Origin of the sequence: Pseudomonas idahonensis (genome assembly GCF_037903935.1) — a bacterium.
Taxonomy (GTDB): Bacteria; Pseudomonadota; Gammaproteobacteria; order Pseudomonadales; family Pseudomonadaceae; genus Aquipseudomonas; species Aquipseudomonas danubii.
Genome location: NZ_CP149586.1, coordinates 1,521,689 through 1,545,515, shown reverse-complemented (window position 1 = coordinate 1,545,515; position 23,827 = coordinate 1,521,689). Strand labels below are relative to the sequence as shown.

Sequence of the window (23,827 nt, the reverse complement as noted above, 5' to 3'; positions counted from 1 at the left end):
GCCATCGCGAGACTGTGCTGATTTCGTCATCCGCCACAGCGAAAACCCACAAGCAACGCCGCCCCCGCCAAGGCCACTCTGTAGTTCTTTCCCGTCAGGTGCCGCCATGAAAAAAATAACCGTGATCGACTCACACACCGCAGGTGAACCCACTCGCCTGGTGATCGACGGCTTTCCCGAGCTGGGCCGTGGCTCCATGGCCGAGCGCCTGCAGACCCTGCGCAGCCAGCACGATCACTGGCGCCGCGCCTGCGTCCTCGAACCCCGGGGCAGCGACGTGCTGGTCGGGGCCCTGCTCTGCGAGCCACAGGCCAGGGATGCCTGTGCCGGCGTGATCTTTTTCAACAACAGCGGCTACCTGGGCATGTGCGGCCACGGCACCATCGGCCTGGTGCGTTCGCTGTACCACCTGGGACGCATCGACTACGGCGTGCACCGCATCGAAACCCCGGTGGGCACGGTGGAGGCCACCTTGCACGACGATCTGTCGGTGAGCGTGCGCAACGTCCCCGCCTATCGCTACCGCACCCAGGTGGCGCTGCAAGTGCCGGGGCACGGCACGGTGCATGGCGATATCGCCTGGGGCGGCAACTGGTTCTTCCTGATCAGCGATCACGGCCAGGACATTGCCCTGGACAATGTCGAAGCCCTGACCCAATTCACCTGGCGCGTGCGCGAGGCCCTGGAAGCCGCCGGGGTGACCGGGGCCGAGGGCGAAGTCATCGACCACATCGAACTGTTCGCCGACGACCCACAGGCCGACAGCCGCAACTTCGTGCTCTGTCCCGGCAAGGCCTACGACCGCTCCCCCTGCGGCACCGGCACCAGCGCCAAGCTGGCCTGCCTGGCGGCGGACGGCAAGCTCGCTCCGGGCCAGACCTGGCGCCAGGCCAGCGTCATCGGCAGCCAGTTCAGCGCCCACTACGAGCAGGCCGGCGAGCGGATCATTCCCACCCTGCGTGGCAGCGCCCATATCAGCGCCGAAGCGACCCTGCTGCTCGATGACAGCGACCCGTTCGCCTGGGGCATCGGCTCGTGAATGCCCAGGGCGAGGCCGACGTGATCGTGGTCGGCGCCGGCATCATCGGTGCCGCCTGCGCCCATGAACTGGCAGGCCGCGGCCTGCGGGTGCAGGTGCTGGACGACGCCCGTGGCGGCGCCACCGGGGCTGGCATGGGCCATCTGGTGGCCATGGACGACAATCCGGCGGAGCTGGCCCTGAGTCATTACTCCATCGGCCTGTGGCGGCAGTTGCGCGAACGTCTGCCCGAGGCCTGCGCCTATCGCAACTGCGGCACCCTGTGGCTGGCCGCCGACCGCGAGGAAATGGACCTGGCGCGAGCCAAGCAGCAGGCCCTGGCAGACCACGGCGTCACCGGCCAACTGCTCGACGGCCCGCAACTGGCGGCGCTGGAGCCGATGCTGCGCCCGGGCCTGAGCGGCGCCCTGAAGATCCCCGGAGACGGCATTCTCTACGCCCCGGCCACCGCCCACTGGCTGCTCAGCAGCCATCCACTGATCCAGCGCCAGTACGGCCATGTGCGTAGGGTGGCCGGCGATCAGCTGGAGTTGGACGACGGCCGGGTCCTGCGCGCCCCCCGGGTGCTGCTGGCCAACGGTTTCGCCGCCCGGGAACTGCTGCCGGCCCTGCCCCTGCGACCGAAAAAGGGCCACCTGCTGATCACCGACCGCTACCCGCAACAGGTCCAGCATCAACTGGTCGAACTGGGCTACGCCGCCAGTGCCCACGCCAGTGACGGCACCTCGGTGGCCTTCAACGTCCAGCCGCGTCCGACCGGCCAGTTGCTGATCGGCTCGTCCCGACAGTTCGACACCCTCGATCCACAGGTCGAACCGGCCGTGCTGGCGCCCATGCTGCAACGGGCAGTGGAATACCTGCCGGAGCTGGCAACGCTCAACGGCATCCGCGCCTGGACCGGCTTTCGCGCCGCCACCCCGGACGGCCTGCCAATCCTGGGTGAACACCCGCAACAGCCGGGCCTGTGGCTGGCCGTCGGCCATGAAGGCCTGGGCGTGACGACCGCCCCCGGCAGCGCGCGGCTGCTGGTGGACCTGATGCTCTGCGAATGCCCGGCAATCGACCCGCGCCCCTATCTGCCCGGACGCTTCGCCGCCCTGACTGGAGAATGCCCGTGATCATCTACCTGGATCAGCAAGCGCTGGAGGTCCGCGGCGGCCTCACGGTGGCCGCTGCCGTAGCCAACAGCGGCGTGCCCTATACCCGCACCGCCTGCAGCGGTGCTCCACGAGCGCCGTTCTGTGGCATGGGCATCTGCCAGGAATGTCGGATGACCATCGACGGTCGCCGTCAACTGGCCTGCCAGACCCTGTGCCGGGATGGCATGCAAGTGGAGCGCAGCCAATGAGCGCCCAACGCCTGCACTGCCAGATCGTCATAGTCGGCAGCGGCCCGGCGGGGCTCGCCGCCGCCCAGGCCGCCAGCCACAGCGCCACCTCGATCCTGATGATCGACGACAACCCGCGGCCCGGCGGACAGATCTGGCGCAATGGCCCCGGGCACCCGCCCACCGCCCTCCAGGCCGAGCGTTTCAAGATCCTGCAGCACCCGGCGCTGCGCTACCTCAGCGCCACCCGCATCATCGCCGCCCTGGGCCCGCAACGCCTGTTGCTGGAGGACGCGCAACAGGCCTGGCAGGTGGACTTTGAACAACTGATCCTGTGCTGCGGCGCCCAGGAGTTGCTGCTGCCCTTTCCCGGCTGGACCCTGCCCGGGGTCACCGGCGCCGGTGGCCTGCAGGCCCTGCTGAAGAATGGCCTGCAGGTGAATGGAGAAACCCTGGTGATCGCCGGCAGCGGCCCCTTGCTGCTGGCCAGCGCCGCCACCGCGCGCCAGGCCGGCGCCCGCGTGGTGCGGGTGCTGGAACAGGCCCCCGCAGCCTCCGTGCTGGGTTTCGCCGGCCAACTGTGGCGCTGGCCAAGCAAGCTGGCCCAGGCCCTGAAGCTGGCCACCCCGGCCTACCGCTGCAACGCCCATGTGGTGGAGGCCCTGGGGGACCGGCACCTGGAAGGAGTACGCATCCGCCAGGGCCGGCGCAGCGAGGAAATCCCCTGCGACTACCTGGCCTGCGGCTTCGGCCTGGTGCCCAATACCCGTCTGGCCAGCCATCTGGGCTGTCATCTGGAACACGGCGCCATTGCGGTCGACCAGCAGCAGCGCAGCAGCCTGCCCCAGGTCCTTGCCGCCGGAGAATGCACCGGCATCGGTGGCAGCGAACTGGCCCTGATCGAAGGCGAGATTGCCGGCTGCGTGGCCAGCGGCCAGAGCGCCCGCGCCGCCGGCCTGATCCGCCAGCGCCAGCACTGGCAGGCCTTTGCCAGGCAGTTGCAGCGTCACTTCGAGCTGCAACCGCAGATCCTCGAACTGGCCCGACCCGAGACGCTGCTGTGCCGTTGCGAAGATGTGCCCTACGCTGCGGTGGCGGCGGCAGCCGATTGGCCCAGCGCCAAGTTGCACAGCCGGTGCGGCATGGGGGCCTGCCAGGGCCGGGTCTGCGCCAGCGCCGCCCAGCGCCTGTTCAACTGGCCCACAGTCGCCCCGCGAACGCCGCTGGTGCCGGCCCGGCTCGCCACCCTGATGCTCGACGAGACCTGCCACGACGCCGCAGACTGAGCCCCTGAACCCACCCTGGCCGGGAACACCCGGTCAGCTTGCACAGCCCTTTTGTACCCCCTGGCTTTATCGACACAGATCCATCCCCCAAGCCCCCTAGAGAGAGGCCGACGATGATCGATAGCGCACAGCTCCACCACTTGCCCAGGGCCATCGCCGCCCAATCCCTCGGGGACATCAACAGCCTGCTGGCCAGCATGGCCCCGATCACCCCCCTGCTGGACTGCATTCCCAGCGCAGTGTTCTTCATCAAGGACCTGCAGGCCCGCTACCTGATCGCCAACCTGACCCTGGCCCAGCGCTGCGGCTTCAAGAACATCCGGCCATTGCTCGGCAAGACCTCCGCCGAAGTCTTTCCGGCGGTGCTCGGCCCGGTCTACACCGAGCAGGACCAGCGCGTTCTGCGCCAGGGCATCACCATCAAGGGCCAACTGGAATTGCATCTGTACGGCAGTCGCGAACCCGGCTGGTGCCTGACCCACAAACTGCCGCTGTATGGACACGACCGACAGATCATCGGCATGGCCGGCATCTCCCTGGACCTGCAGGCAGCCCGTGACACCCATCCGGCCTACGAGCGTTTGGCGGCCGTGGACCGGCATATCCGCGAGCACTACAGCGAAGCCATCCGCCTGCAGGATCTGACCCGCATCGCCAACCTGTCCACGGCGCAGCTGGAGCGCTACTGCAAGCGCATCTTCCACCTCACGCCCCGGCAGATGATCCACAAGGCACGCCTGGAGCACGCCTCACGGCTGCTGCTGACCCAGGAGCCGATCACCGAGGTGGCACTGCAATGCGGCTACACCGATCACAGCGCCTTCAGCCGGCAGTTCAAGTCCCTGACCGGACTCAGCCCACGGCAGTTCCGGCTCAACGCCACGACGTAGCCAGGACTTACGCCTGGCAGAAGGTGCAATAGTCGAACAAGCCCGTGAAGCCGACCTTGCGGTAGATCGACAGGCCGTCGAGAGAGGCCTCGAGCACACAGATTTTCGCGCCCCGGGCCTGGATCAGGCGCAGCACCGAGTGGATCAGCGCCGTGGCATAGCCTCGCCCCTGGCACTCCCGCAAAGTGCCGATATCATCCAGCCGCGCCACCCCCGGCCCCAGGGACAGCGTCAGGGCACTGACCGGACGCTGGTCGACATACAAAGTGAAATGGCGCAGTGCCCTGCCGGCCAGCAACGCCGCCCGGTGCCGCTCCAGGTACAGCTCAATGCCTCCGCCATCGGGCTCGAACGCGCTCTGCACCGGCAGCCCCCAATCTTCCAGATGCTCATCGGTGCAACGCACATCCGCCAGTGGCGCCAGTCCCTCCTGCACTTCGTAGGTCGCCAGATCCAGCACCATGCAAGTGGTCTTGTCCGCGGCCATCAGGTGCTGCTGTTGCAACTGCAGACTGACCCGCGACACCTGCGCCTGAGGGATCACCACACAGAACGGCATGCCGGTGCGCTGCAGGAACGCCACGCCCTCGGCCAGTTGCTGGCTGTTGTCGCCAGGCCGGTCCTTCATCATCAACAGATTCAGGCTGCTGGCTTCAAGCCCGGTGCAATAGGCACTCAGGTCGGCGCCGAAGCGCCGATGGAACTGCGAGATGGAAACGAAGAAATAGTCTTCCGCCTGGTGATACAGATCGATGATCGACGCGCTGGGCACCTGCACCATCTGCTACCTCCTTGAGCCTCGCGACGCGCCATGCGCCGCCTGACCCGGGCCACGTTAAGCCCACAGGCCCAGCGGCTCCAGCACAATCCTGTTTTATTGTGCGAAGGGATGTTCTGAGGTGTAAGCAAAAAGCGGAGCGCCTTGCTCATGTGGCGAGTTCCGCCGCCACATGAGCTGCAACAGTGCAGTTCTCAGCGCACGGACGGCCTATTCGTAATAACCCACAGTCTTCTTCAAGTGATCCGCATACTCGTAGATTTCGTCGACGGAACTGATCGGATGACGTGTCTCGACTTTGTCCTGGTCGAAAATGCCGATGTACTTCTGGGCTCGATTGAAATGCAAACGGCAGATGGGCTTGCGATTGTTATCGTCGAGCAAAATGCCGAAGTAGCTCTGGGTATCACGCTGGACAATACGCTTGGCATCAACCACTGAACGCACCACCGCCCGCACAATGTGATACGCCTCCAGCTCCTCCAGCGTAGTGAAGATCTTTTCCTCCGATCCGTCCGCCTCAGTGGTCTCCTGCACATCGTTGATAGGTGCCGAGTGCTGATTAATGACCACCTGGCTGGAGCCACTCATTGCCGACTTGAGACGATCATTGATCTGGTCATTGAGAAACTGCCCGAGCGCCTTGCGGGTCAATTCATAAAACTGCTCCCGCACTTTTTGGGTGATCACACCTTCATAGACCCGGGACGCAAAAACCTTCACCAAGTCGTCGTCGGGTTTGCTCACCTGAGACGCAATGACCTTCTTGATCTGGCTGACGTACTTCAACTCCCCCGCCGCACTAAGAACCGATTCAACGTCAAACGCCGACTTGGTCAACTTGATCAATTCAGGGACGGAGTATTCGTCGATATCCAGCAGATCAAGTTCAAGGAAGGGCTTTTCATCCATCTTGTTCGGCGCATCCAGATCAGTGAAGAACTTGTAGACCTGACCATTAGTAAGAATGGAAATGCGCGCACTGGTGACATGAAAATAACGAAACAACTGAGAAGCATGATTGATGTGCAGCGGCTCACCGATTTTCTTGCACTCGATGAGTATCTGCACCTCGCCATCCTTGATGATCGCGTAATCGATCTTCTCGCCCTTCTTGGTTCCAACATCACAGACGAATTCAGGGGTCACCTCCATGGGATCGAAGACGTCATAACCCAGAACCGTATTGATAAAGGGCATTACGAAAGCGTTCTTCGTTGCCTCTTCAGTTTGAATGGCTGCGCCTTGCAAACGCACCTTGGCAGCAAGATTGGTTAGTTTTTCGAAAAATTCCATGAGCGACCTCTGACTGATTCCGATCCGTGAGTTAGCGTGCTGGCACTTTGACCGCCAGTAGATACTAGACACAAACCGTCACCTAGACAGACATCCACATCAAGTGAGGCGCACTTCAGTCAAGGGCAGCACTAAACCGCGGACGACATCAACGATGCTTCAGCAAGTCTCATAAACAGACAGAGGTGCGGGAGGAACGCTGAACAGCCGCTTTGCGCTCCTCCAACAATCAGGAGTGGCTGATCATCACTCAACCATCCATACGCTCGGTGTGACGTCCGGCCTGGATGGCCTTGGCCATTTGCAGGTGGTTCTCCAGCTTGGGCAGGGTTTCCTCGGCGAAGGCCTTGAGTTGCGGCACGTCACTGGTTTGCGCCTGTTGCTGGATCTGTCGGATCGCCGCTTCAGTGGCCTTGATCTGGTTGGCGGCATAGGCGCGGTCGAAATCCGTCCCCTCGGGTAGCTGCGGCATCAAGCGCTTGGCCTGGTCCATGACCTGCTCTCGGGGGGCCACCGGCAGGTCCAGTTGCCTGGCGATTTTGGCCAGGTGCTGGTTGGCCGTGGTGCGATCGTTGATCACCTGAATGGTGTATTCCTTTACCGCCCTGGACGAGGTGTGCCGATGCGCCAGGCGGCTGGCTTCGATATCGGCCATGCCCTTGGCCGAGGCGTCGTCGATAAAGGCCGCGGGGGACTGGGCCAGGGCGTTGCTGGCGCCAAGGCCGAGCAACAGGGCCAGGCCGGCACGACCGAGGATGGTGGCCATGGGGTTCATGCTGGGAGTCTCCTCTTGCAAGTCAGTACGGCGGGAGCCACAGCACCCGCCTGCATAGGGAAAACCCGAAGCCGCAAAGGTTTAGAAAAATCGCCAGTGGAACGACGAATGGCGAGTCGTTCAGGCCAGAAGCAGAGCCTCGCCCCTGGCCAGGACCTCAGGCGCTGGAGCGGCTTTTGCGCTCGCGCTTGACCGCGTACATCGCCTCATCGGCGTGCTTGAACAGCTGCTTTTCTTCCAGGCCATGTTCGGGGTACAGGCCAATGCCGATACTCGGCAGAATATTCAGCGAATGGCCATCCAGGCGCAGCGGCTCGTTGAGCGCGCGGCGAATCTTCTCGGCGACATGCTGGGCATCGTCGCTGTGCTGCACGCTCTCCAGCAGCACCACGAATTCATCGCCGCCCATGCGTGCCACGGTGTCGGTTTCCCGTACGCAGCCTTTGAGGCGATTGGCCACCGCTTGCAGCAGCATGTCGCCTACAGCATGCCCACAGGTGTCGTTGACCTCCTTGAACTTGTCCAGGTCGACATACAGCAAGGCCATGCGTCCCGAGTCGCGCCGGGCCCGAGCCAGGGCTGAACGCAAGCGCTCGCGCAGCAGCTCGCGGTTAGGCAGGTGAGTCAGTTGATCGTACTCAGCCATGTAATGCAGGCGCGCATGCAATTGCGCCCGTTCGATGGCCGCGGCGAGCTGGGCGCTGACGTACTGCAGCAATTCCAGCTCTGCCTCCCCGTAGCCCTGGGCACCGGGTGCACTTTTGACCATGAGCACGCCGATGGTGCCCTTCTGCGAATTCAGTGGCACGCCCAACCAGCAGCGAGGACCTTGAACGACGGCGAACTGGTTCCACAAATCCCGGCTCAACGGACACTCCGGTGCCAGCAGCAAGGACTGGCCGTGCCGCAGCACCTGCGCGCAGAAACGCCCGATCAGGGTCCCGGGCAGTTCCGGGCTGCTTTCGCAGTCATCGACGTGATAAGGAAAGTTCAGGCTATCGCTGCGCTCGTCGTACAGCGCCAGAACGAAATTGAGCGCCGGCAGCCACTCACCGATGATCCGATGCACATGCTTGAACAGCACCAGCAGGTCCTCGGTGGCGTGGGCCGCTTCGGAAATGGCATACAACGCCGCCTGTTTCGATTCGGCCTGTTTGCGCTCGGTAATGTCCCGGGCCACGGCGATGCGCAACTGGTCCACTTCCGACCAGCGCGCCGACCAGAGGATGTGCGCCACCCGCCCGTCCTTGCGCAGGTAACGGTTCTCGAAATTGGGCTTGGGCACGCCCCCCATGATTTCCCGGGCGGCCTCCAGGGTGCGCTCACGATCGGCCGGGTGCACCAGCTCGATCATCGGCCGGCCGATCAGCTCGTCGGCGGTGTAGCCGAAGACCCGCTCGCAGGCGGCACTGACAAATACGAAACGACCCTGGCTATCTACGGCGCACACGACGTCCAGAAGCAGATCGATGAAACTCGCCAGAGGCGCGGAGTTCTTGGTTGCCATCAGAGAAAGCTACTACCCATGAAAAATGCACTGAGTACCCATCCCTTGAGCCCGGTCAGCCAGTGACGAACACCGGCTGAACACCACCCTCGCACTCCGCGAGCGGCGTTATGCCTTGTTGCCGATCAGCCCCGGCACCGCATGCAGCAGGGCATTGATCGCGAAACCGATGAACATCACCCCGCAGACCCGGGTGATCGCCAGCTCGTGACGCTGATACCAACTGCGTACCTGCCGCGCACCCACCACGCCGATGAGAATAGCGTAAGCGCCGAGGCCGCCCAGGAAGCTCAGGGCAATCAGGCCGGGAAGCATGGACCAACTGAGCAGCTCCGCACGGCTGGACAGCAGGGCGGTGAACGTCGCCACCGCCACCGGATAAGCCTTGGGGTTGGTCAGGCCGAAGATGATCCCGTGCCAGAACGGATTGCGCGCTGCTCCCTGAGGCTCATCGCCATTGCCACCACGACTGCGGATCGCCCGCAGCCCCAGCCAGAACAGGTACAGACCGCTGAGCACCCCGAGAATGTTGAAGGCGTCGCTGCCGATTTCCCGGGCGCCGACAATGGCGATCAGTGCCGTACTGCACCAGACCACATCCCCCAGCAAGTGCCCGCAGAGAAACCCTGCGCCAGCCTGTCGACCACGGGAAGCGCCAATACCGAAGACCGCCAGGACCCCGGGCCCGGGGGTGATCGCGTAAATGAAACCCGAGGCGATAACAGCCAGCAACAGCGATGAGGTCATCAGCAAGACTCCAGAACGGATGCACCTCACGGCAACGCCAGGCACAGAACGAATCTGGCGGATTCTGCACGATCAAGGCACCTTGCCACCAGCGGCTTTCGTCAGCTGCTTCCCGGTAGCGGCGCCTCAGTCGGCGGGGTAAAAGCGCATTCCTGCGTAAGGATGTTCGCGACAGGCCCGTAATCGCGAAGCCAAGTCACCGACATGAGCCTCCAGTCGATGCCCATCGGGATCGAGAAAATAAAACGACGCGCCCTCGCTGCGGTTGTCGCGCCACTCCGGCACTCGCGCCTCACGCAGGCGCTGAATCAGCGCTGCAAAATCTGCAGCGCCGACGCCAAAGGCGTAATGGGTGTAATCGGCAACTGCCGGTGCCTGCCGTTGCGGGTCCAGGGACAGGCACAGCCACAGTCCCGGCAGTGACAGGTAGGCTCCCGTATCCCAGGTGGCCTCCAGACGCAGTTGCAACAGCGAGTGATAGAAGGCCAGGCTGCGGGGCAAGTCGCTGACCGCCAGGGTCAGGTGATTGAGGCCGGTGAGCATCGATTACTGTCCTTTCAGGGCTTTGCTCAGTGCATAGCGCTGGCCGTCATAATGCAGGGTCGCCACCGTGTTCCTGGGCGGCAGATCACGGCTTTCACAGCCATCACGGCCCTTGAAATGCTTGGTGCTGACTTCACGGGTACGCACGATCAGATCGGCGTAACCGTTGCGCTGGCCACTGCCGACTTCCAGGGTCCGGTGCAGGGTCCGGGAGCGGCCCTCGCACTCACTGCCCCAGCCAAACTCGCCGTGGCTCTCATCCATCACCAATCCTTCCAGCAGCGGCAGGACTTCCTTGTCTTCATGTCGATACAGGGTCAGCACGCTTTTCTCGTAGGGCATGGCACTGGAGCTGTGGTGATAGAGAACCCGCAGGCCAAAGGCTCGCTGCTCTTTATTCAAACGGTAGCGCCCGGTGTCGATCTGCAGCCCCTGCAGGGCCACGGCATCGGAGAACAGAGCAGAATCCTTGTAGTTGCTGGCCAGGGTCCAACCGGAGTCGATGTCCTGCAGCGATACGTCCAGGCTGTAGCTGCTGACGTCGCCAGTCTGGCTCCCGGGCATGGGCGTCGCCCGGGCACTGATGCTCAGCTCCGGCTCCGCGGGCCAGGGCTTGCAGACATAGAACTCTCCGGGAACCCCCGTCGTGTTGTCGCACCCCGCCTGCGCCGCCGTGACACCCCCCAACCCGGCACAAAGGGCCAGGCCCAGGCCGCATGATTCAAGCCATTTCATCAAAACTCCCTCAGATACCGCTGTAGCCATTGGGCAGCACGTAACGCTGGCCGTCGTAATGCAGAGTGATGAGCACCGGCTTGGCGGTCACGGACTTGGACTGGCACTCCTCCCCGACTTTTTCGCTCCGGGTACTGACGCTGACCGAACGCACGATCAGGTCGGCATAACCATGGCTGCGGGTCTTGGCGATCTCCAGGGTACGCGTGGTTTCAGTGCCCTCGCCGGCGCACTGGCCATCCCATTCGCCGTTGTAGGAATGGGCCAGGAACTTCTCCAGCACCGGGCGCAGGGTGCTGCCTTCGCGCACATATAGGCTGAGCCAGATCTGATTGAAAGGGTTGACCCGGGACGAGCCCTCGAACCCGGCCCGAACCCCGAAGGCCCGCACTTGTGGCGCCAGTTGGAAGCGCCCGGTGTCGAGCTTCACGCTTTCCAGGCGGAAGGCGTCGGAGACGAAAGCCACAGGCTGCCTGTAACTGGCCAGGGGCTTGCCGCTGTTGCGGTCCAGCACCGCCAGTTGCAGGTTGTAGGTGCCGTCACCGTCGCCGGTGTCGCTGGGGTCCGGAACCTGTTCCGACAGCAGGCTGATGCTCTGGTCGTCAAAGGCCGGCCAGTCCTTGCACAGGGAAAAGCCCGGAACCTCGGCGTTGCGTGGCGGCGGCAGGCACTGGGCCGCGACGGATGTGGTGCCGGCCAGCAGCGCCAGGCTGCCCAGAAGCGGGATCAAAGAAGAGCGACGGAACATTCACGACTCCTTGTGACAGGCGGATACAGCGCGATTTCAGGTCGCACTATCCTCTGCCCCGTCGACGCTTTCAACGCTGGGAGCACGCGCGTGGGAGTGACCTTGCCTTGTAACAACTGCAGGCCTGACGAATGGCCGGACCTGGGCTAGGGTATGACGAGGTAATATGTTGTATTACACATCACTACAACGAGACTGCCATGTCCATCATGTCCCTGCGCTTGCCCGATGAACTTGCTGAAACTCTGGCCCTGCTGGCAAAAGCCACCGGACGCAGCAAGTCGTTTCTCGCCGTGGATGCCCTGCGTGAATATCTGGCGCGGGAAGCCTGGCAAATCGAGGAAATCCAGAAGGCCCTGAACGAGGCCGACGCAGGTGACTTCGCCAGTGCCGAAGAAGTGGCGGCCATCGCCGGCAAGTGGACCGACAATGAGCATTGAATGGCTACGCAGCGCCCTGAACAACCTGGACGCTGAGGCCCGTCATATCGCCCAGGACGATCCCCGGGCCGCCGGGGAATTTGTCAGGGCGCTGTTGATCAGTATCGAGCAACTGGCCAGGTTCCCCTCAAGTGGCCGCGAAGGCCGCCTGCCCGGCACCCGGGAATGGGTAGTGCCGGGCTGGCCTTACCTAATTCCCTACCGGGTGCGCGGGGACCGGCTACAGATTCTGCGAATTTTCCATACCCGCCGTCAGCCCCCGGCACGTTGGTGAACGCTTCACTTGTAGGAGCTGGCTTGCCAGCGAAACGGACCTACCCGTTCCTCAAAACGCGCTACGGAAAATCTCTTCGATCTGCCGTTGCTCCGCCGGACGCGGGTTGGTCAGGCCGCAGGCGTCTTTCAGGGCATTGGCCGCCAGCAGTGGAATGTCCTGCAACTTGGCGCCCAGTTCCCGCAAACCGGCGGGGATTTCCACGTCCCGAGCCAAAGCGCGAATCGCCGCGATTGCCGCCTGGGCCCCCTCCTCCGGACTGAAGCCTCGAATATCCGCCCCCAGGGCGTGGGCCACATCGGTCAGGCGCTCGGCACAGACGCTGGCGTTGAAGCTCTGCACATGGGGCAACAGCACCGCATTGCACACACCATGGGGCAGATCATAGAAGCCACCCAACTGGTGAGCCATGGCATGCACGAAGCCCAGGGAAGCGTTGTTGAAGGCCATGCCGGCGAGGAACTGCGCATACGCCATGTTCTCCCGGGCCAGCAAATCGCTGCCGTCGTGCACCGCCTGGCGCAAGTTCGCGCTGATCATGCTGATGGCTTTGAGCGCACAGGCATCGGTGATCGGGTTGGCGGCGGTGGACACATAGGCCTCCACCGCGTGGGTCAGGGCGTCCATGCCGGTGGCGGCGGTCAACCCCTTGGGCATCGCCACCATCAGCGCCGGATCGTTGACCGACAGCAGTGGCGTGACGTTGCGGTCGACGATGGCCATTTTCACGTGGCGCGACTCGTCGGTGATGATGCAGAAGCGGGTCATCTCGCTGGCGGTGCCAGCGGTGGTGTTGATGGCAATCAACGGCAGTTGCGGCTTGCTCGACTGGTCGACCCCTTCGTAGTCGCCAATGTGTCCGCCGTTGGTTGCACACAGGGCAATGCCCTTGGCGCAGTCATGGGGCGAGCCGCCGCCCAGGGAGATGACGAAATCACACTGCGACTGCTGCAACTGCGCCAGCCCTTGCTCGACGTTGGCGATGCTCGGATTGGGCTTGGCGCCATCGAAGATCACCGAATCGATGTCCTGCATGGCCAACTTCTCGGCGATCATGCCCGCCACCCCGGCCTTGGCCAGGCCGACGTCAGTGACGATCAGCGCCTTGCGAAACCCATAATTGCGAATGGCGCTCATGGCCTCGTCCAGGCAATTGATGCCCATGATGTTGACGGCTGGGATGAAGAAGGTGCTGCTCATGAGGAAGTCTCCAGGCGAATGCCCAATGCGGGGTGTCGATTCATGTCTGCCCGACAGGATCGACTCATCGGTCACGGGCGATCTTGATCTGGCTCAAGGGTCGGTCGTGATAAAGTCGGCGCCCTGATGACCTTCTGCCTTGAGACCAATGACCGCGATGACGGATTTCCAGGAATTTGACGCCGAACTTGAAGACTGGAACGCCCTGGGCACGAGCACACCGTTCAATGGCCTGCTGATCGGCAACGGTGCCAGCCGTGCCGTCTGGGAAGACTTTGCCTACGACTCGCTGTTCGAAAACGCTCGCACAGTGGAAGAAAAGCCCCTGAGCCAGTCCGAGCTCAGCGTCTTCGAAGCCCTGCAGACCCGCAGCTTCGAACAGGTACTGGGCGCGTTGAAAACCACCAGCCGGGTCAACAAGGCCCTGGCGGTCAGCTCGGCGGCGCCGCGCAACCGCTACTACGCCATCAAGGAAGCCCTGATCAACACCGTGCATGCGGTGCACATCCCCTGGCGCCTGGTACAGCCGCAAAGCCTGGCGGCGATCAACCAGGAACTGCGACGCTATCCCACGGTGTTCACCAGCAACTACGACCTGCTCAACTACTGGGCGGTGCAGCACGACAACCAAGGCATCGATGACCTGTTTCACGGCGCCGATCCGGCCTTCGCACTGGGCACCACCTCCAGCGCCGCTACTCGCTTGCTCTACCTCCACGGCGGCCTGCACCTGGTGCGCAACCTGGACGGCAGCGCGCGCAAGCTGAGTTCCACCGAAGGCACCCTGCTGGGCAGCTTCGCCATCAACAACACCCTCAAGACCCTGGATGACGTGCCGCTGTTCGTCAGCGAAGGGCCCCTGGCGGACAAGCTCAAGACCATCCGCAGCTCGGACTACCTGTCGTTCTGCTACCAGCAACTGCTAGACCACAGCGGCGCCCTGTGCATCTTCGGCCACAACCTGGGGCCCCAGGACCAGCACCTGGTGCAGGCGATCCGCCAGTCGGCCGTCACGACCCTGGCGATCTCCATCTACCCGCGCAGCGCGGCGTTCATCCAGCACCAGAAGCGCCACTACGCCAAGCTGTTCGAAGGGTTGGAGTTGAACCTGCGCTTCTTCGATTCCAAGACCCACGCCCTGGGCAACCCGGCCCTGTCGGTGCCCGTGGAACGCTGATTGCGCCGGGCTTGGGCGTCCTTGGGATCGTTGCGGGCCTGCGGCCCGTTCGCAGCCTGCGGCAGCGGCTACAGGGCTCATTCTTCGTTGCTGTGTACCACCACTAGCAGCTGCGCCTGCTCGTCGCCCAGGGAGCGGATGCGATGGGGCTTCTGGGCATTGAAGTGCAGCGCGTCGCCACGGTTGAGAATCACCCGCTCGGTCATGAAGTCCACTTCCACCTGGCCTTCATGGACAAACAGGAACTCCTCCCCCAGGTGTTCCTTGAAGGTCTTGTCACTGAACTCTTTGGCCGGGTAGATGATGAACGGCAGCAGGTTGCGCTCGCTGACCTGATGGGCCAGCACCGCATATCCCGGCGTCTGGTCGTTGGCCGCCAGTGACTGGCGCTCATCGCTGCGCACCAGGCTGTAGCTGTCCAGGCTGATGCTGTCCTCGGCGAACAGTTCCTCGACCTTGACGTTCAGCGCCTTGGCCAGCTTCAAGGCGGCGGCGATCGACGGGGTGTTCAACCCGCGCTCGACTTTCGACAGGTAGCTCTTGGTCATCCCGGATTTTTCGGCCAGGGCCTCCAGGGTCACGCCAAGTTTTTTTCTCAGTAATTTCAAACGGATAGACATGTGGAGCGATTAATCCATCTAGAAAACAACGATTGGCGCTTGCCAATGACACAAAGTGTCATATAGCATCTTTAGTGTCATAAGCGCTCACCCAACGACCTTGCAAGTAACAGGTGAAGTGCAGACCCGACGTCCATTGCAGCCTCACCAAGGACCCCGATATGGCCAAGACATTAGCACTGCCCAAGGACCAACTGATCAAGCAAGCCCTGACCCAGATGCAAAACACCCTGGCGGATAATACGTGGACCGACCGGCAAAAGCTGGCCCTGACCTGTCGCATTCTGTTCGAGAACGGTCACGACTCGGGCCTCGCCGGGCAGATCACCGCCCGCGGTCCGCAGCCAGGCACCTACTACACCCAGCAACTGGGCCTGGGTTTCGATGAAATCAGCGCCAGCAACCTGCTGCTGGTCAACGAAGACCTGGAAGTCCTGGAAGGCCACGGCATGCCCAACCCGGCCAACCGCTTCCACAGCTGGGTGTACCGCGCCCGGCCGGACGTGAACTGCATCATCCACACCCACCCGACCCACGTAGCCGCGCTGTCGATGCTGGAAGTGCCGCTGGAGGTATCGCACATGGACCTCTGCCCGCTGTACGAGGACTGTGCCTTTCTCGAAGCCTGGCCCGGGGTGCCGGTGGGCAACGAAGAAGGCGAAATCATCTCCGCGGCCCTGGGCGACAAACGCGCGATCCTGCTTTCCCACCACGGTCAGCTGTCCACCGGGGCCAGCATCGAGGAAGCCTGCGTCATCGCCCAACTGATCGAGCGCGCAGCCAAGCTGCAACTGCTGGCCATGGCGGCCGGCACCATCAAGCCGATCCTCCCGGAGCTGGGTCGTGAAGCCCACGATTGGATTTCCAAGCCCAAGCGCCACGGCGCCGCCTTCAACTACTACGCGCGGCAGAACCTGAAAAAACACGCCGACTGCCTGAACTGATTCCCCCTTATGCCTTGCTAGGAGTTGCACCATGTCCACACCCGATATCCACGGCATCATCGGCTACACCGTTACCCCTTTCGGCGCCCATGGCGAAGGCCTGGACCTGGACGCCCTCGGGCGTTCCATCGACCGCATGATCGACGCCGGTGTCCACGCCATCGCGCCCCTGGGCAGCACCGGCGAAGGCGCCTACCTCAGCGATGCGGAATGGGACCAGGTCGCCGAGTTCAGCATCCGCCACGTCGCCAAGCGCGTGCCGACCATCGTCAGCGTCTCCGACCTGACCACCGCCAAAGCCATCCGCCGCGCGCGCTTTGCCGAAGCCCAGGGCGCCGACGTGGTGATGGTGCTGCCCACCTCCTACTGGAAACTCAGCGAAGCCGAGATCCTCACCCACTACCAGGCCATCGGCGCCAGCATCGGCGTGCCGATCATGCTCTACAACAACCCGGCCACCAGCGGCACCGACATGTCGGTGGAGCTGATCCTGAAGATTTTCCACACCGTGGAGAACGTCACCCTGGTCAAGGAAAGCACCGGCGACATCCAGCGCATGCACAAGCTGCACCTGCTGGGTGAAGGCCAGGTGCCGTTCTACAACGGCTGCAACCCCCTGGCCCTGGAAGCCTTCGCTGCCGGTGCCCGCGGCTGGTGCACGGCGGCGGCGAACCTGATCCCCCAGCTCAATCTCGATCTGTACCAGGCCGTGCTGGAGCATGACCTGCAACGAGCCCGGGAGCTGTTCTACCGCCAGCTGCCGCTTCTGGATTTCATCCTCAAGGGTGGCTTGCCGGCCACGGTCAAGGCCGGGCTGGAACTGGCCGGACTGAACGCCGGCGAGCCGCGCCGGCCGGTGTTTGCCCTGAACGAGGGCGCACGCCAACAGTTGCAGGCGCTGCTGCAGACCCTGGGTTGAAGCCCTGACAAAAAAGCCCGGGCGGCTGACACCGTCCGGGCTTTGGCATGGGCCGCGTTCACGCGTGGCTCAGTGACTGTTCTGCACCACTGGGGCCTGGGCCTTGAACTGCGGGTCCTGCAACATCTGCGCGATGAAGTCGTCGGTGATGCGCTGCACATGCTGGTATTGGCCACCATCGGGATTGGCCCAGCCGCGCCAGGAGCGGGTCTGATTGCTGACCCGATACTTGGCCAGCGGCTGGTCACCACGGCTGACATGGAACATCACCTGGCTGTCCCAGGTGGCCCGGCCCGGCACGATAAACAAGGTCATCGCACTGAGCAGCCCCATGGGAATGTTCTGCCAGCCAAAGTAATCACTGTTGGCCATTACGATCACGTTGTAGCCATCGACGCTGAACCCCGACTGCACCTGCTCGAAGGTGCCGCGACGACGCAGGTTGTCACGGATCAGGCCGGCGGGGATGGCTCCCATCACACTGACGCTGATCGCCGGCAACCGCTGCTGATAATCCACCTCGGCCGGCTTGAGACTATGGCTGGTCTGGCAACCGCCAAGTCCCAGCATCAGCACCAGCAACAACCACAACCGACCGCTCATTACAGATCCCCCGACAGCATGGCTTTGAGCATCGACGCCTTGGGCCCCTGCTCCTTGACGATCAACGACGTGACGTCTTCCATCTTCTCTAGATCGACCCGCTGCAGGCTCGGCACCTGCGGGTACTTGGCGCGTACCAGGGCGGCGTCGCGCTCCAGGTGGTCACTGTGCAGAAACACGCACTTGGCCCCTGCCGCCGACAGGCAGCCGGCGCGGAAATCACCGACGTAATAGGCCTTGCCGGCTTCCAGTTCCAAGGGGATGGAGAAGTCTTCGCGGCTCCAGGCGGTGGCGTTACCGCGGTCGAAGTGCAGGTTGTAGATCTCGTAGCGCCCGGGTTTGAGCGGCATCACGAACAGGCTGCCGATGCCGTGCCAGGTCTCGCGCACATCCCGTGGCGTGCGGCCGTAGATCTGGTTGTACAAGCGTGCCGAGGCGAATCCCTCACCACCTCGTGGGCGAATCAGCAGCATCTGTTCGTTGGCGGTGTGCACCGCCTTCGGCCAAATGCCCACCACGCCCACCACATAGGCCACCCCCGACTGCGAATCGGGGCGCATGCTCTCGGCGATTTTCGTGGAAGGCAGGCTGTAGCAACCGCTCAGCGCCAGCAGCGCAGCGAGTAATACGAGAGGGCGAATCATGAGGTCGCAGATCCCTTGGACAATGATCGATAACGTCACCCAAGGTGCCTGGCATGCCGAGCGCCCGGTGACGGGCGCGGAGGATAAAGCAAGTAATATCATTTCGCCATAATTCAGTCGCCAAACGGCTGGCGTCCGCCAGGGGCTCGAACCAAAGCTTGCCGCCATCACGGGCGACAAGCTTCAGCTGGGCAAATGGCGGCGCAGCCGTGCGGCCTTGCCCCTGATCAGGCCGAGCGGCCTCAGGCATTACCGAACCGGGTTCAAACGGCTGTCAGGTCCTTGATGTTGTGGCTCGGACCGTTGGCCTTGACGCTGGCGATGCCCTTGTCCCGGGCCGCTTCCGATGAATAGGCTTCACTGCTGCCGATGATCTGGTGATTGGCCGCCTTCAGCGTGAAATAGGGCTGGCCGTCCTTGGTGCTCTTGCGCTCGTAGCGCTCCTCCAGGGGACTGTTGGCCTGCACCGAGGCAATGCCGTTCTCCGCGGCCGCGCGAGTGGTGTATTGCTCGCTGGTGAGAATGGTCTCGGCGTTGGCCGCCTTGAGCACGAAACGAAATTGACCGTTGCTGCTTTTCTTCAACTCATACCATCCGGACATGCTGTTGTTCCTTGCGTTGATTGATGGGCGTTGCGCCTTGAAAGTAAAGACTCTTTGCGCGATTCAGCCATTGCCCCGATGACTGAAAAATCGGTTTTCCACTCGCGCAAGCCCCAGGTGTTCGCGCAGGGTGTGTCCCGTGTAGCGCTGGCGAAACAGGCCCCGGCGTTGCAGCTGCGGGGTGATCAATTGCACGAAATCCTCGATGGCTCCCGGCAAATGGGTAAACAGCACATTGAAGCCATCGGCGGCGTACTCCTCGTACCAGGTCGCCAGTTCATCAACGATCTGCCCTGGCGTCCCCACCAGTACCTTGTGTCCGCTGGCGGACAGGCTGCGCAGCAGCTGCGCCAGGGTCGGCCGCTCCCGGCGGACCAGCTCCACCACCAGTTGCCGGCGGCTCTTGTGGCGCTCGGTGGGCGCCGCGTCCGCCAACAGCGGCACTGGGGCATCCAGGGGCAGTGTCGACAGGTCGATGCCCAGGTCCAGCAAGTAGGACAGCGCCCTGAGCTGGGCCTCCGGGTCCTGCAGCTCCTGCAACTGCTGATACTTCTCCTCGGCCTCGTTGAGGGTCCGGCCAACCGTGGGTGCAATCCCCGGGAAGATCTTCAACTGCCCGGCATGGCGACCGTAATGGGGAAGTCGTTCCTTGAGCCCGACGTAGAAATCCTTGGCCTGTTGCAGGTCGGTCTGGGCGGTGAACACCAGCTCGGCACAGCGGGCCGCCAGCTCACAGCCCGGGCCCGAAGACCCGGCCTGGGCGATCACCGGCCAGCCCTGCAGCGGACGCGGCGCATTCAACGGTCCCTGCACCTGGAAGTGCCGGCCACGGTGCTCCAGCAGGTGCATCCTGTGCGGTTGCAACCACTGGCCGCTGGCCTTGTCCCGGGGGAAGGCGTCATCGGCCCAGCTGTCCCACAGGCCGCTGACCACCGCGAAAAACTCCTCGGCCCGGGCATAACGTTCGGCATGGCTGGGGGGCTCGGGGTGATTGAAGTTCTCCCCGCCGATCAGCCCCGTCACCAGGTTCCAGCCGGCCCGGCCCTCGCTCAAGTGATCGAGCGAGGCGAACTTGCGTGCCAGGTTGTAGGGCTCGTTGTAGGTGGTGCTGGCGGTGGCGATCAGGCCGATGTGCCGGGTCACCACCGCCAGGGCCGGCAGCAGGGTCAGCGGGTCCCAGCGCAGGCTGTGGGAACTGCGAGCCAGCACCCGCGGATCGAGATCCCCCACGGCCACGTTGTCGTTGAGAAACAGCGCGTCGAAACAGCCCCGCTCCAGGGTCTGGGCGTAGTGTCGGTAGCGCTGGAAATTCAACGAGGCATCGGCATCCGCCCGGGGATGGCGCCAACTGCCGCCATGGGCGCCGGAGCCGGAGAGAAAGGCCCCCAGCCCCATCTGCCCGCCGCGCTCAGCCACGGCTGGCGCCCTCCTCGGCCGCCGCCACCGGCAGCGGCGCGGCGCGCAGCAACAGGCTCACCGCAGTCCAGACCAGCAACGTCGCCAATGCCAAGAACAGCATCACCCCGCGATAACCGTTGAGAAAGGCGCCCTGGGCATCGTCCAGCGGCGTCGCGGAAAAGTAGTGAAACAAGCCCACCCCCACCGCCAGCCCTACGCCACCGCCGACGTTGTGCAGGGTCATCAGCGAACCCATGGCCACCGAGCCCACTTCCTGGGGCACCGAGGAAATCCCCAGCACCGTCGACGGCCCGAGAATGCTGGCCCAACCCAGGCCCATGATGACGAAGGCCCCCAGCAGATAAGCCAGCGACGTCTGCCGATCGAACCCGGCCTGCAACAGCGCCGACAGCACGAACAGCAGCAACCCAGTCTTGATCAAGAGCGCCGGACCCTTGCGGTCCACCAGCCGTCCCACCAGCGGCGACAGCAACGCCACCCCCAAGGTGGTGGGCAGTAACAGCAAGCCGCTGGCCTGCACCGACTCGCCACGGATCTGCGCCAGATACAGCGGCATGACGAAAAACGCCACGCAGTAGAACAGCGCCAGGCCGAAGCTTGCCGCGACCCCGGCGACAAAGCGCCGATTGGCGAACAGCTTGAGATCGATGATCGGCGCCGCCACTCTTTTCTCTACCGCCAGGAACGCCACCAGAGCCAGCAGCGCCAAGGCGATCAGGCTCAGGGTCAGGCGTGAACCCCAGCCCCAGGCTCCGCCCTGGACGATCACCAGCACCAGGCTCGGCAAGCCGATCAGCAACAGCAAGGCGCCCCAGCCATCCAGCCGCGCACCGACCTCGGCCGAGCGCGATTCCTTCACACTGAAACTGCAGATGCCCAGACTCAGCAGCACGAAAGGCACGTTGATCAGGAAGATCCACTGCCAGCCAAAACCACTGGTGATCAGCCCGCCCAGCACCGGCCCGACAGCCAGCCCCACGCCGTTGACCCCGAACAGCACGCCAAAGGCCTTGCCCTGTTCGGCGCTGTCGAAGGTACTGGAGACAATCGCCCCGGAGGCGGTGTAGAGCACCGCGCAGGCCAGCCCCTGGATCACCCGCGCGCCGATCAGGGTGTCGATCTGCGTCGCCAGTCCGGCCGCCAAGGACGCCAGGCCGAACAGGCTCAAGCCGATGAACAGCACCCGCTTGCGTCCATGCAGGTCGGCCAGGCGCCCCACCAGCACCATGAAACTCGACAGCGTCAGGATGAAGCCGTTGATCACCCACTGCAGGCTGTCCACCGAGGCCCCGAGATCGGCCTGCAGCGCCGGTAGCGCGGTGTTGACGATGGTGAAATCCACACAGCCGAGAAAACTGGCGATGCTCACACCGAGCAATGCCCACCACTTGCGTTGCTGTTGCGCAAAAACGCTCATGGAAACTCCTTGTCAGTCAAAAAAATCGCTCTGTAGGCGCCCGCTTGCCGGCGAACAGGCCCTTGAGTCCTGCATCGCCGGCAAGGGCGCTTTCGCTGGCAAGCCAGCTCCTACATTGATCGCGGTGGGTCAGATGGCAATGGCGCCGCTGGTCCAGTTGGGGTGGATGGCGCCGGGCAAGGTGAACGGAATCGGAATCCCGCGCTTCTTGAACTTCAGCGGCAGCCAGCGCACCCGGTCCGGGCTGTGGGGCTCGATCAGCAGCTCGCGGCTGGTGGCCATGGCCGTGGTCATCTGCTGCGGATAGAGCACGTAGTGGTAACCCTCGTCGGCCCACAGCGGCAGGATGATGGGGATCTCTTCCAGGATGTATTCCCGGCACTGGGCCGCCGCCCGTTCGATGTCCGCCTGTTCATCCCGCAGGCGCAGACGCTCGGTGAACACGCCGATGGTGCTGTCGATGGCCTGGCGCAATTCCTCGCGCTGCTGATAGATCTGGTCCAGTTGCTGGCGCAGTTCGGCATAGCGGTCGCTGGCCAGTTCCTGGTTCCAGCGGGTGATGTGGTACGGCACCCGCAGGCCATCGAGGATGCTCTGGTTGCGCGCCAGCCAGGCATCGCCGTCGCGGATCGACGCCGACAGCGCCTCGCCGGGGGATTTGCCGTGCTTGTTGTGGCGTTGCAGGGTGTCGGCCACCACCACCTTGACGTGGCTGAAGCCGGACTGGTTGATCAGGTGAATGGTGGACCGCAGCTTCTGGTCCTCGTGGTATTCCTGGCCGACGCTGACCGCCAGGACCACGCGCTTGCCATCGAATTCGTGCTCCTCGCCGCCCTTGTTGAAGTAGGCCTTGAGATTGATTTCCTGCACCTTGCTCATGAGTTCAGCTCCAGTAGGCCAAAGGCTGGTGTTCGCCGTAGTAACCGATAAAGACCCCGAGGGTGACCCGGGTGCTGCTGGCCGAGGGGCGTACCGCGTGGATCAGCCGCGGATTGAGCAGGATCAGGTCGCCGGGCTCGGGCTTGACCACGAAGTCCGGCGGCGGCAGCAGGTGGCGCTCGATGCCGTAGGCCCGCTCGCCCTTGAGGCGGTTGTACTCCTCCTCGTCCGGCTCGATGCCCCAGATCTCCAGCTCTCCGCCGTCCTCGGGGATTTCCAGGTAAATGTTGGTGGACAGTTGGGTCAGCAGTGGCGGGCTGTGGCCCTCCGGCGCGTTGCGTTCGAGCTTGTCGGTGTGGGGCGTGAGATCGACCCCCGAACCCTGGAAGCGGGCGATGCCGACAAAGCACTTCTGCCCGTCCACCTGCAGCAGGTGCGCGCCCTGGGGCCAAACCTCGTCGAGCAACAGGCGCAGCTCGTCGATGGGCGAGGCCAGGGGCCGGAACAGGTTGCGGATCTTGCGGATGTTGGGCAGGGCCAGGGCGTGGTATTCGGCCCGGCTCTGCTCGTCCTGAATCTCGATGTAGGCCTTGCCGACGCGGACGAACTCCTGCTGCTGGCTGAAAGCGCTGCGCAGCTCCTGCTGGTACAGATGATCCCGCGCCACCTGCAAGGTGTCCGGCGGACAGAAACCTTTGAGTTGGACGCCATAAGAGCGTTTTTCAACGACATCGAGGATATGCCGCGCTTCAAGTTTGTCGGCCGTAGTGACTGTGAACATGCAAGCTCCCTTAATTCCCTGGAAGTAGCGACGAAGTTGTGGTTTTGCAGAAGGTAATAATTTGTTTCAAGGCCACCTTAGGCAGTTGCGAAAGCCTTGTGAAATATCCTTTACCTCTAATCTCCAAACTTAAAAATGTATCGAAAAACAGGCGAATAGCGGCCATTACCGGCACTTTCACAAGTACCGACAGAGGATTATTAAATTCGCTGATAGTTAACTTAAAAGAAGCACATC

General features: G+C 63.3%; 27 protein-coding genes. 10 read left to right on the top strand and 17 right to left on the bottom strand.

Annotation, left to right across the window (positions count from 1 at the left end):
• The first annotated feature begins 106 nt into the window (after positions 1 to 106).
• The 5 genes from WIN67_RS07045 (at position 107) to WIN67_RS07025 (ending at position 4,542) form a co-directional block, all read left to right on the top strand.
• Entirely contained in the window at positions 107 to 1,039 is a 933-nt protein-coding gene (locus tag WIN67_RS07045) for a 4-hydroxyproline epimerase (RefSeq protein ID WP_213664868.1), read from the top strand.
• Positions 1,036 to 2,157 (top strand): FAD-dependent oxidoreductase, encoded by a 1,122-nt coding sequence (locus WIN67_RS07040; protein ID WP_339070826.1) that lies wholly within the window; start codon positions 1,036 to 1,038, stop codon positions 2,155 to 2,157. The genes WIN67_RS07045 and WIN67_RS07040 overlap by 4 nt, the downstream gene beginning before the upstream one ends.
• On the top strand, positions 2,154 to 2,387 hold the full coding sequence (locus WIN67_RS07035) for a (2Fe-2S)-binding protein (protein WP_102879082.1): 234 nt from the start codon (positions 2,154 to 2,156) through the stop codon (positions 2,385 to 2,387). Before WIN67_RS07040 ends, WIN67_RS07035 begins: the two co-directional genes overlap by 4 nt.
• Positions 2,384 to 3,652 (top strand): FAD/NAD(P)-binding oxidoreductase, encoded by a 1,269-nt coding sequence (locus tag WIN67_RS07030; protein ID WP_339070824.1) that lies wholly within the window; start codon positions 2,384 to 2,386, stop codon positions 3,650 to 3,652. The genes WIN67_RS07035 and WIN67_RS07030 overlap by 4 nt, the downstream gene beginning before the upstream one ends.
• Before the next feature lie 113 nt (positions 3,653 to 3,765).
• Positions 3,766 to 4,542, top strand: coding sequence for an AraC family transcriptional regulator (locus WIN67_RS07025; protein WP_102861566.1), 777 nt, complete (start codon positions 3,766 to 3,768; stop codon positions 4,540 to 4,542).
• 7 nt (positions 4,543 to 4,549) lie between these two features.
• Here the strand turns inward: WIN67_RS07025 and WIN67_RS07020 are convergent, their stop codons facing one another.
• The 8 genes from WIN67_RS07020 to WIN67_RS06985 all read right to left on the bottom strand — a co-directional run bounded on the left by WIN67_RS07020 (position 4,550) and on the right by WIN67_RS06985 (position 11,671).
• On the bottom strand, positions 4,550 to 5,323 hold the full coding sequence (locus tag WIN67_RS07020) for a GNAT family N-acetyltransferase (RefSeq protein ID WP_339070823.1): 774 nt from the start codon (positions 5,321 to 5,323) through the stop codon (positions 4,550 to 4,552).
• 207 nt (positions 5,324 to 5,530) lie between these two features.
• Entirely contained in the window at positions 5,531 to 6,616 is a 1,086-nt protein-coding gene (locus WIN67_RS07015) for a type I restriction endonuclease (RefSeq protein ID WP_339070822.1), read from the bottom strand.
• A gap of 250 nt (positions 6,617 to 6,866) precedes the next feature.
• Positions 6,867 to 7,391: a DUF4142 domain-containing protein gene (locus tag WIN67_RS07010; protein WP_339070820.1), complete on the bottom strand. Its 525-nt coding sequence runs from the start codon at positions 7,389 to 7,391 to the stop codon at positions 6,867 to 6,869.
• Between the two features lie 157 nt (positions 7,392 to 7,548).
• Positions 7,549 to 8,898, bottom strand: a complete 1,350-nt coding sequence (locus tag WIN67_RS07005) for a sensor domain-containing protein (protein ID WP_339070819.1) — start codon at positions 8,896 to 8,898, stop codon at positions 7,549 to 7,551.
• Positions 8,899 to 9,006: 108 nt separating this feature from the next.
• Complete coding sequence (locus tag WIN67_RS07000) at positions 9,007 to 9,645, bottom strand: LysE family translocator (RefSeq protein ID WP_102878689.1); 639 nt, start codon at positions 9,643 to 9,645, stop codon at positions 9,007 to 9,009.
• Between the two features lie 126 nt (positions 9,646 to 9,771).
• Entirely contained in the window at positions 9,772 to 10,188 is a 417-nt protein-coding gene (gene fos, locus WIN67_RS06995) for a fosfomycin resistance glutathione transferase (protein WP_213664862.1), read from the bottom strand.
• A gap of 3 nt (positions 10,189 to 10,191) precedes the next feature.
• Positions 10,192 to 10,923 (bottom strand): hypothetical protein, encoded by a 732-nt coding sequence (locus WIN67_RS06990; protein WP_213664861.1) that lies wholly within the window; start codon positions 10,921 to 10,923, stop codon positions 10,192 to 10,194.
• A gap of 10 nt (positions 10,924 to 10,933) precedes the next feature.
• Complete coding sequence (locus WIN67_RS06985; protein WP_213664860.1) at positions 10,934 to 11,671, bottom strand: hypothetical protein; 738 nt, start codon at positions 11,669 to 11,671, stop codon at positions 10,934 to 10,936.
• Positions 11,672 to 11,871: 200 nt separating this feature from the next.
• On the opposite strand from WIN67_RS06985, the gene WIN67_RS06980 reads away from it, so the two are divergent.
• Both WIN67_RS06980 and WIN67_RS06975 read left to right on the top strand, forming a co-directional pair.
• The gene (locus WIN67_RS06980; protein WP_339070818.1) at positions 11,872 to 12,111 is read left to right on the top strand and encodes a CopG family ribbon-helix-helix protein; all 240 of its coding nucleotides are present in this window, start codon (positions 11,872 to 11,874) and stop codon (positions 12,109 to 12,111) included.
• Positions 12,101 to 12,385, top strand: coding sequence for a type II toxin-antitoxin system RelE/ParE family toxin (locus WIN67_RS06975; RefSeq protein WP_339070817.1), 285 nt, complete (start codon positions 12,101 to 12,103; stop codon positions 12,383 to 12,385). The genes WIN67_RS06980 and WIN67_RS06975 overlap by 11 nt, the downstream gene beginning before the upstream one ends.
• A 51-nt stretch (positions 12,386 to 12,436) precedes the next feature.
• Here the strand turns inward: WIN67_RS06975 and yiaY are convergent, their stop codons facing one another.
• Positions 12,437 to 13,585: an L-threonine dehydrogenase gene (gene yiaY, locus WIN67_RS06970; RefSeq protein WP_102878685.1), complete on the bottom strand. Its 1,149-nt coding sequence runs from the start codon at positions 13,583 to 13,585 to the stop codon at positions 12,437 to 12,439.
• Positions 13,586 to 13,742: 157 nt separating this feature from the next.
• Here yiaY and WIN67_RS06965 point away from each other — a divergent pair, with 157 nt between their 5' ends.
• Positions 13,743 to 14,762, top strand: coding sequence for a DUF4917 family protein (locus tag WIN67_RS06965; RefSeq protein ID WP_102861727.1), 1,020 nt, complete (start codon positions 13,743 to 13,745; stop codon positions 14,760 to 14,762).
• A 77-nt stretch (positions 14,763 to 14,839) separates the two neighbouring features.
• Here WIN67_RS06965 and WIN67_RS06960 read toward each other — a convergent pair whose 3' ends face one another.
• The gene (locus tag WIN67_RS06960) at positions 14,840 to 15,382 is read right to left on the bottom strand and encodes a helix-turn-helix domain-containing protein (protein WP_110651880.1); all 543 of its coding nucleotides are present in this window, start codon (positions 15,380 to 15,382) and stop codon (positions 14,840 to 14,842) included.
• Between the two features lie 161 nt (positions 15,383 to 15,543).
• Between WIN67_RS06960 and WIN67_RS06955 the strand changes: the two genes are divergently transcribed.
• Positions 15,544 to 16,326, top strand: a complete 783-nt coding sequence (locus WIN67_RS06955; RefSeq protein ID WP_102878683.1) for an aldolase — start codon at positions 15,544 to 15,546, stop codon at positions 16,324 to 16,326.
• 31 nt (positions 16,327 to 16,357) lie between these two features.
• Positions 16,358 to 17,245 carry a dihydrodipicolinate synthase family protein gene (locus tag WIN67_RS06950; protein ID WP_170002652.1) on the top strand — a complete coding sequence of 296 codons (888 nt, stop codon included), beginning with the start codon at positions 16,358 to 16,360 and terminating at the stop codon, positions 17,243 to 17,245.
• Positions 17,246 to 17,314: 69 nt separating this feature from the next.
• On the opposite strand, the gene WIN67_RS06945 is transcribed toward WIN67_RS06950, so the two are convergent.
• From WIN67_RS06945 to WIN67_RS06915, 7 genes are all read right to left on the bottom strand, one after another.
• Entirely contained in the window at positions 17,315 to 17,848 is a 534-nt protein-coding gene (locus WIN67_RS06945) for a hypothetical protein (RefSeq protein WP_339070816.1), read from the bottom strand.
• Positions 17,848 to 18,492 (bottom strand): hypothetical protein, encoded by a 645-nt coding sequence (locus WIN67_RS06940; protein WP_110595044.1) that lies wholly within the window; start codon positions 18,490 to 18,492, stop codon positions 17,848 to 17,850. The genes WIN67_RS06945 and WIN67_RS06940 overlap by 1 nt, the downstream gene beginning before the upstream one ends.
• A 263-nt stretch (positions 18,493 to 18,755) precedes the next feature.
• Positions 18,756 to 19,094 carry a YegP family protein gene (locus WIN67_RS06935; RefSeq protein ID WP_102878679.1) on the bottom strand — a complete coding sequence of 113 codons (339 nt, stop codon included), beginning with the start codon at positions 19,092 to 19,094 and terminating at the stop codon, positions 18,756 to 18,758.
• A 63-nt stretch (positions 19,095 to 19,157) separates the two neighbouring features.
• Positions 19,158 to 20,489, bottom strand: a complete 1,332-nt coding sequence (locus WIN67_RS06930; RefSeq protein WP_339071689.1) for an LLM class flavin-dependent oxidoreductase — start codon at positions 20,487 to 20,489, stop codon at positions 19,158 to 19,160.
• Positions 20,490 to 20,502: 13 nt separating this feature from the next.
• Positions 20,503 to 21,930: an MFS transporter gene (locus WIN67_RS06925; RefSeq protein ID WP_339070815.1), complete on the bottom strand. Its 1,428-nt coding sequence runs from the start codon at positions 21,928 to 21,930 to the stop codon at positions 20,503 to 20,505.
• A 129-nt stretch (positions 21,931 to 22,059) separates the two neighbouring features.
• Entirely contained in the window at positions 22,060 to 22,809 is a 750-nt protein-coding gene (locus tag WIN67_RS06920) for a tRNA-dependent cyclodipeptide synthase (RefSeq protein WP_110723695.1), read from the bottom strand.
• A 4-nt stretch (positions 22,810 to 22,813) separates the two neighbouring features.
• The gene (locus WIN67_RS06915; protein ID WP_115581770.1) at positions 22,814 to 23,590 is read right to left on the bottom strand and encodes a 2OG-Fe(II) oxygenase; all 777 of its coding nucleotides are present in this window, start codon (positions 23,588 to 23,590) and stop codon (positions 22,814 to 22,816) included.
• Between the last annotated feature and the right edge of the window lie 237 nt (positions 23,591 to 23,827).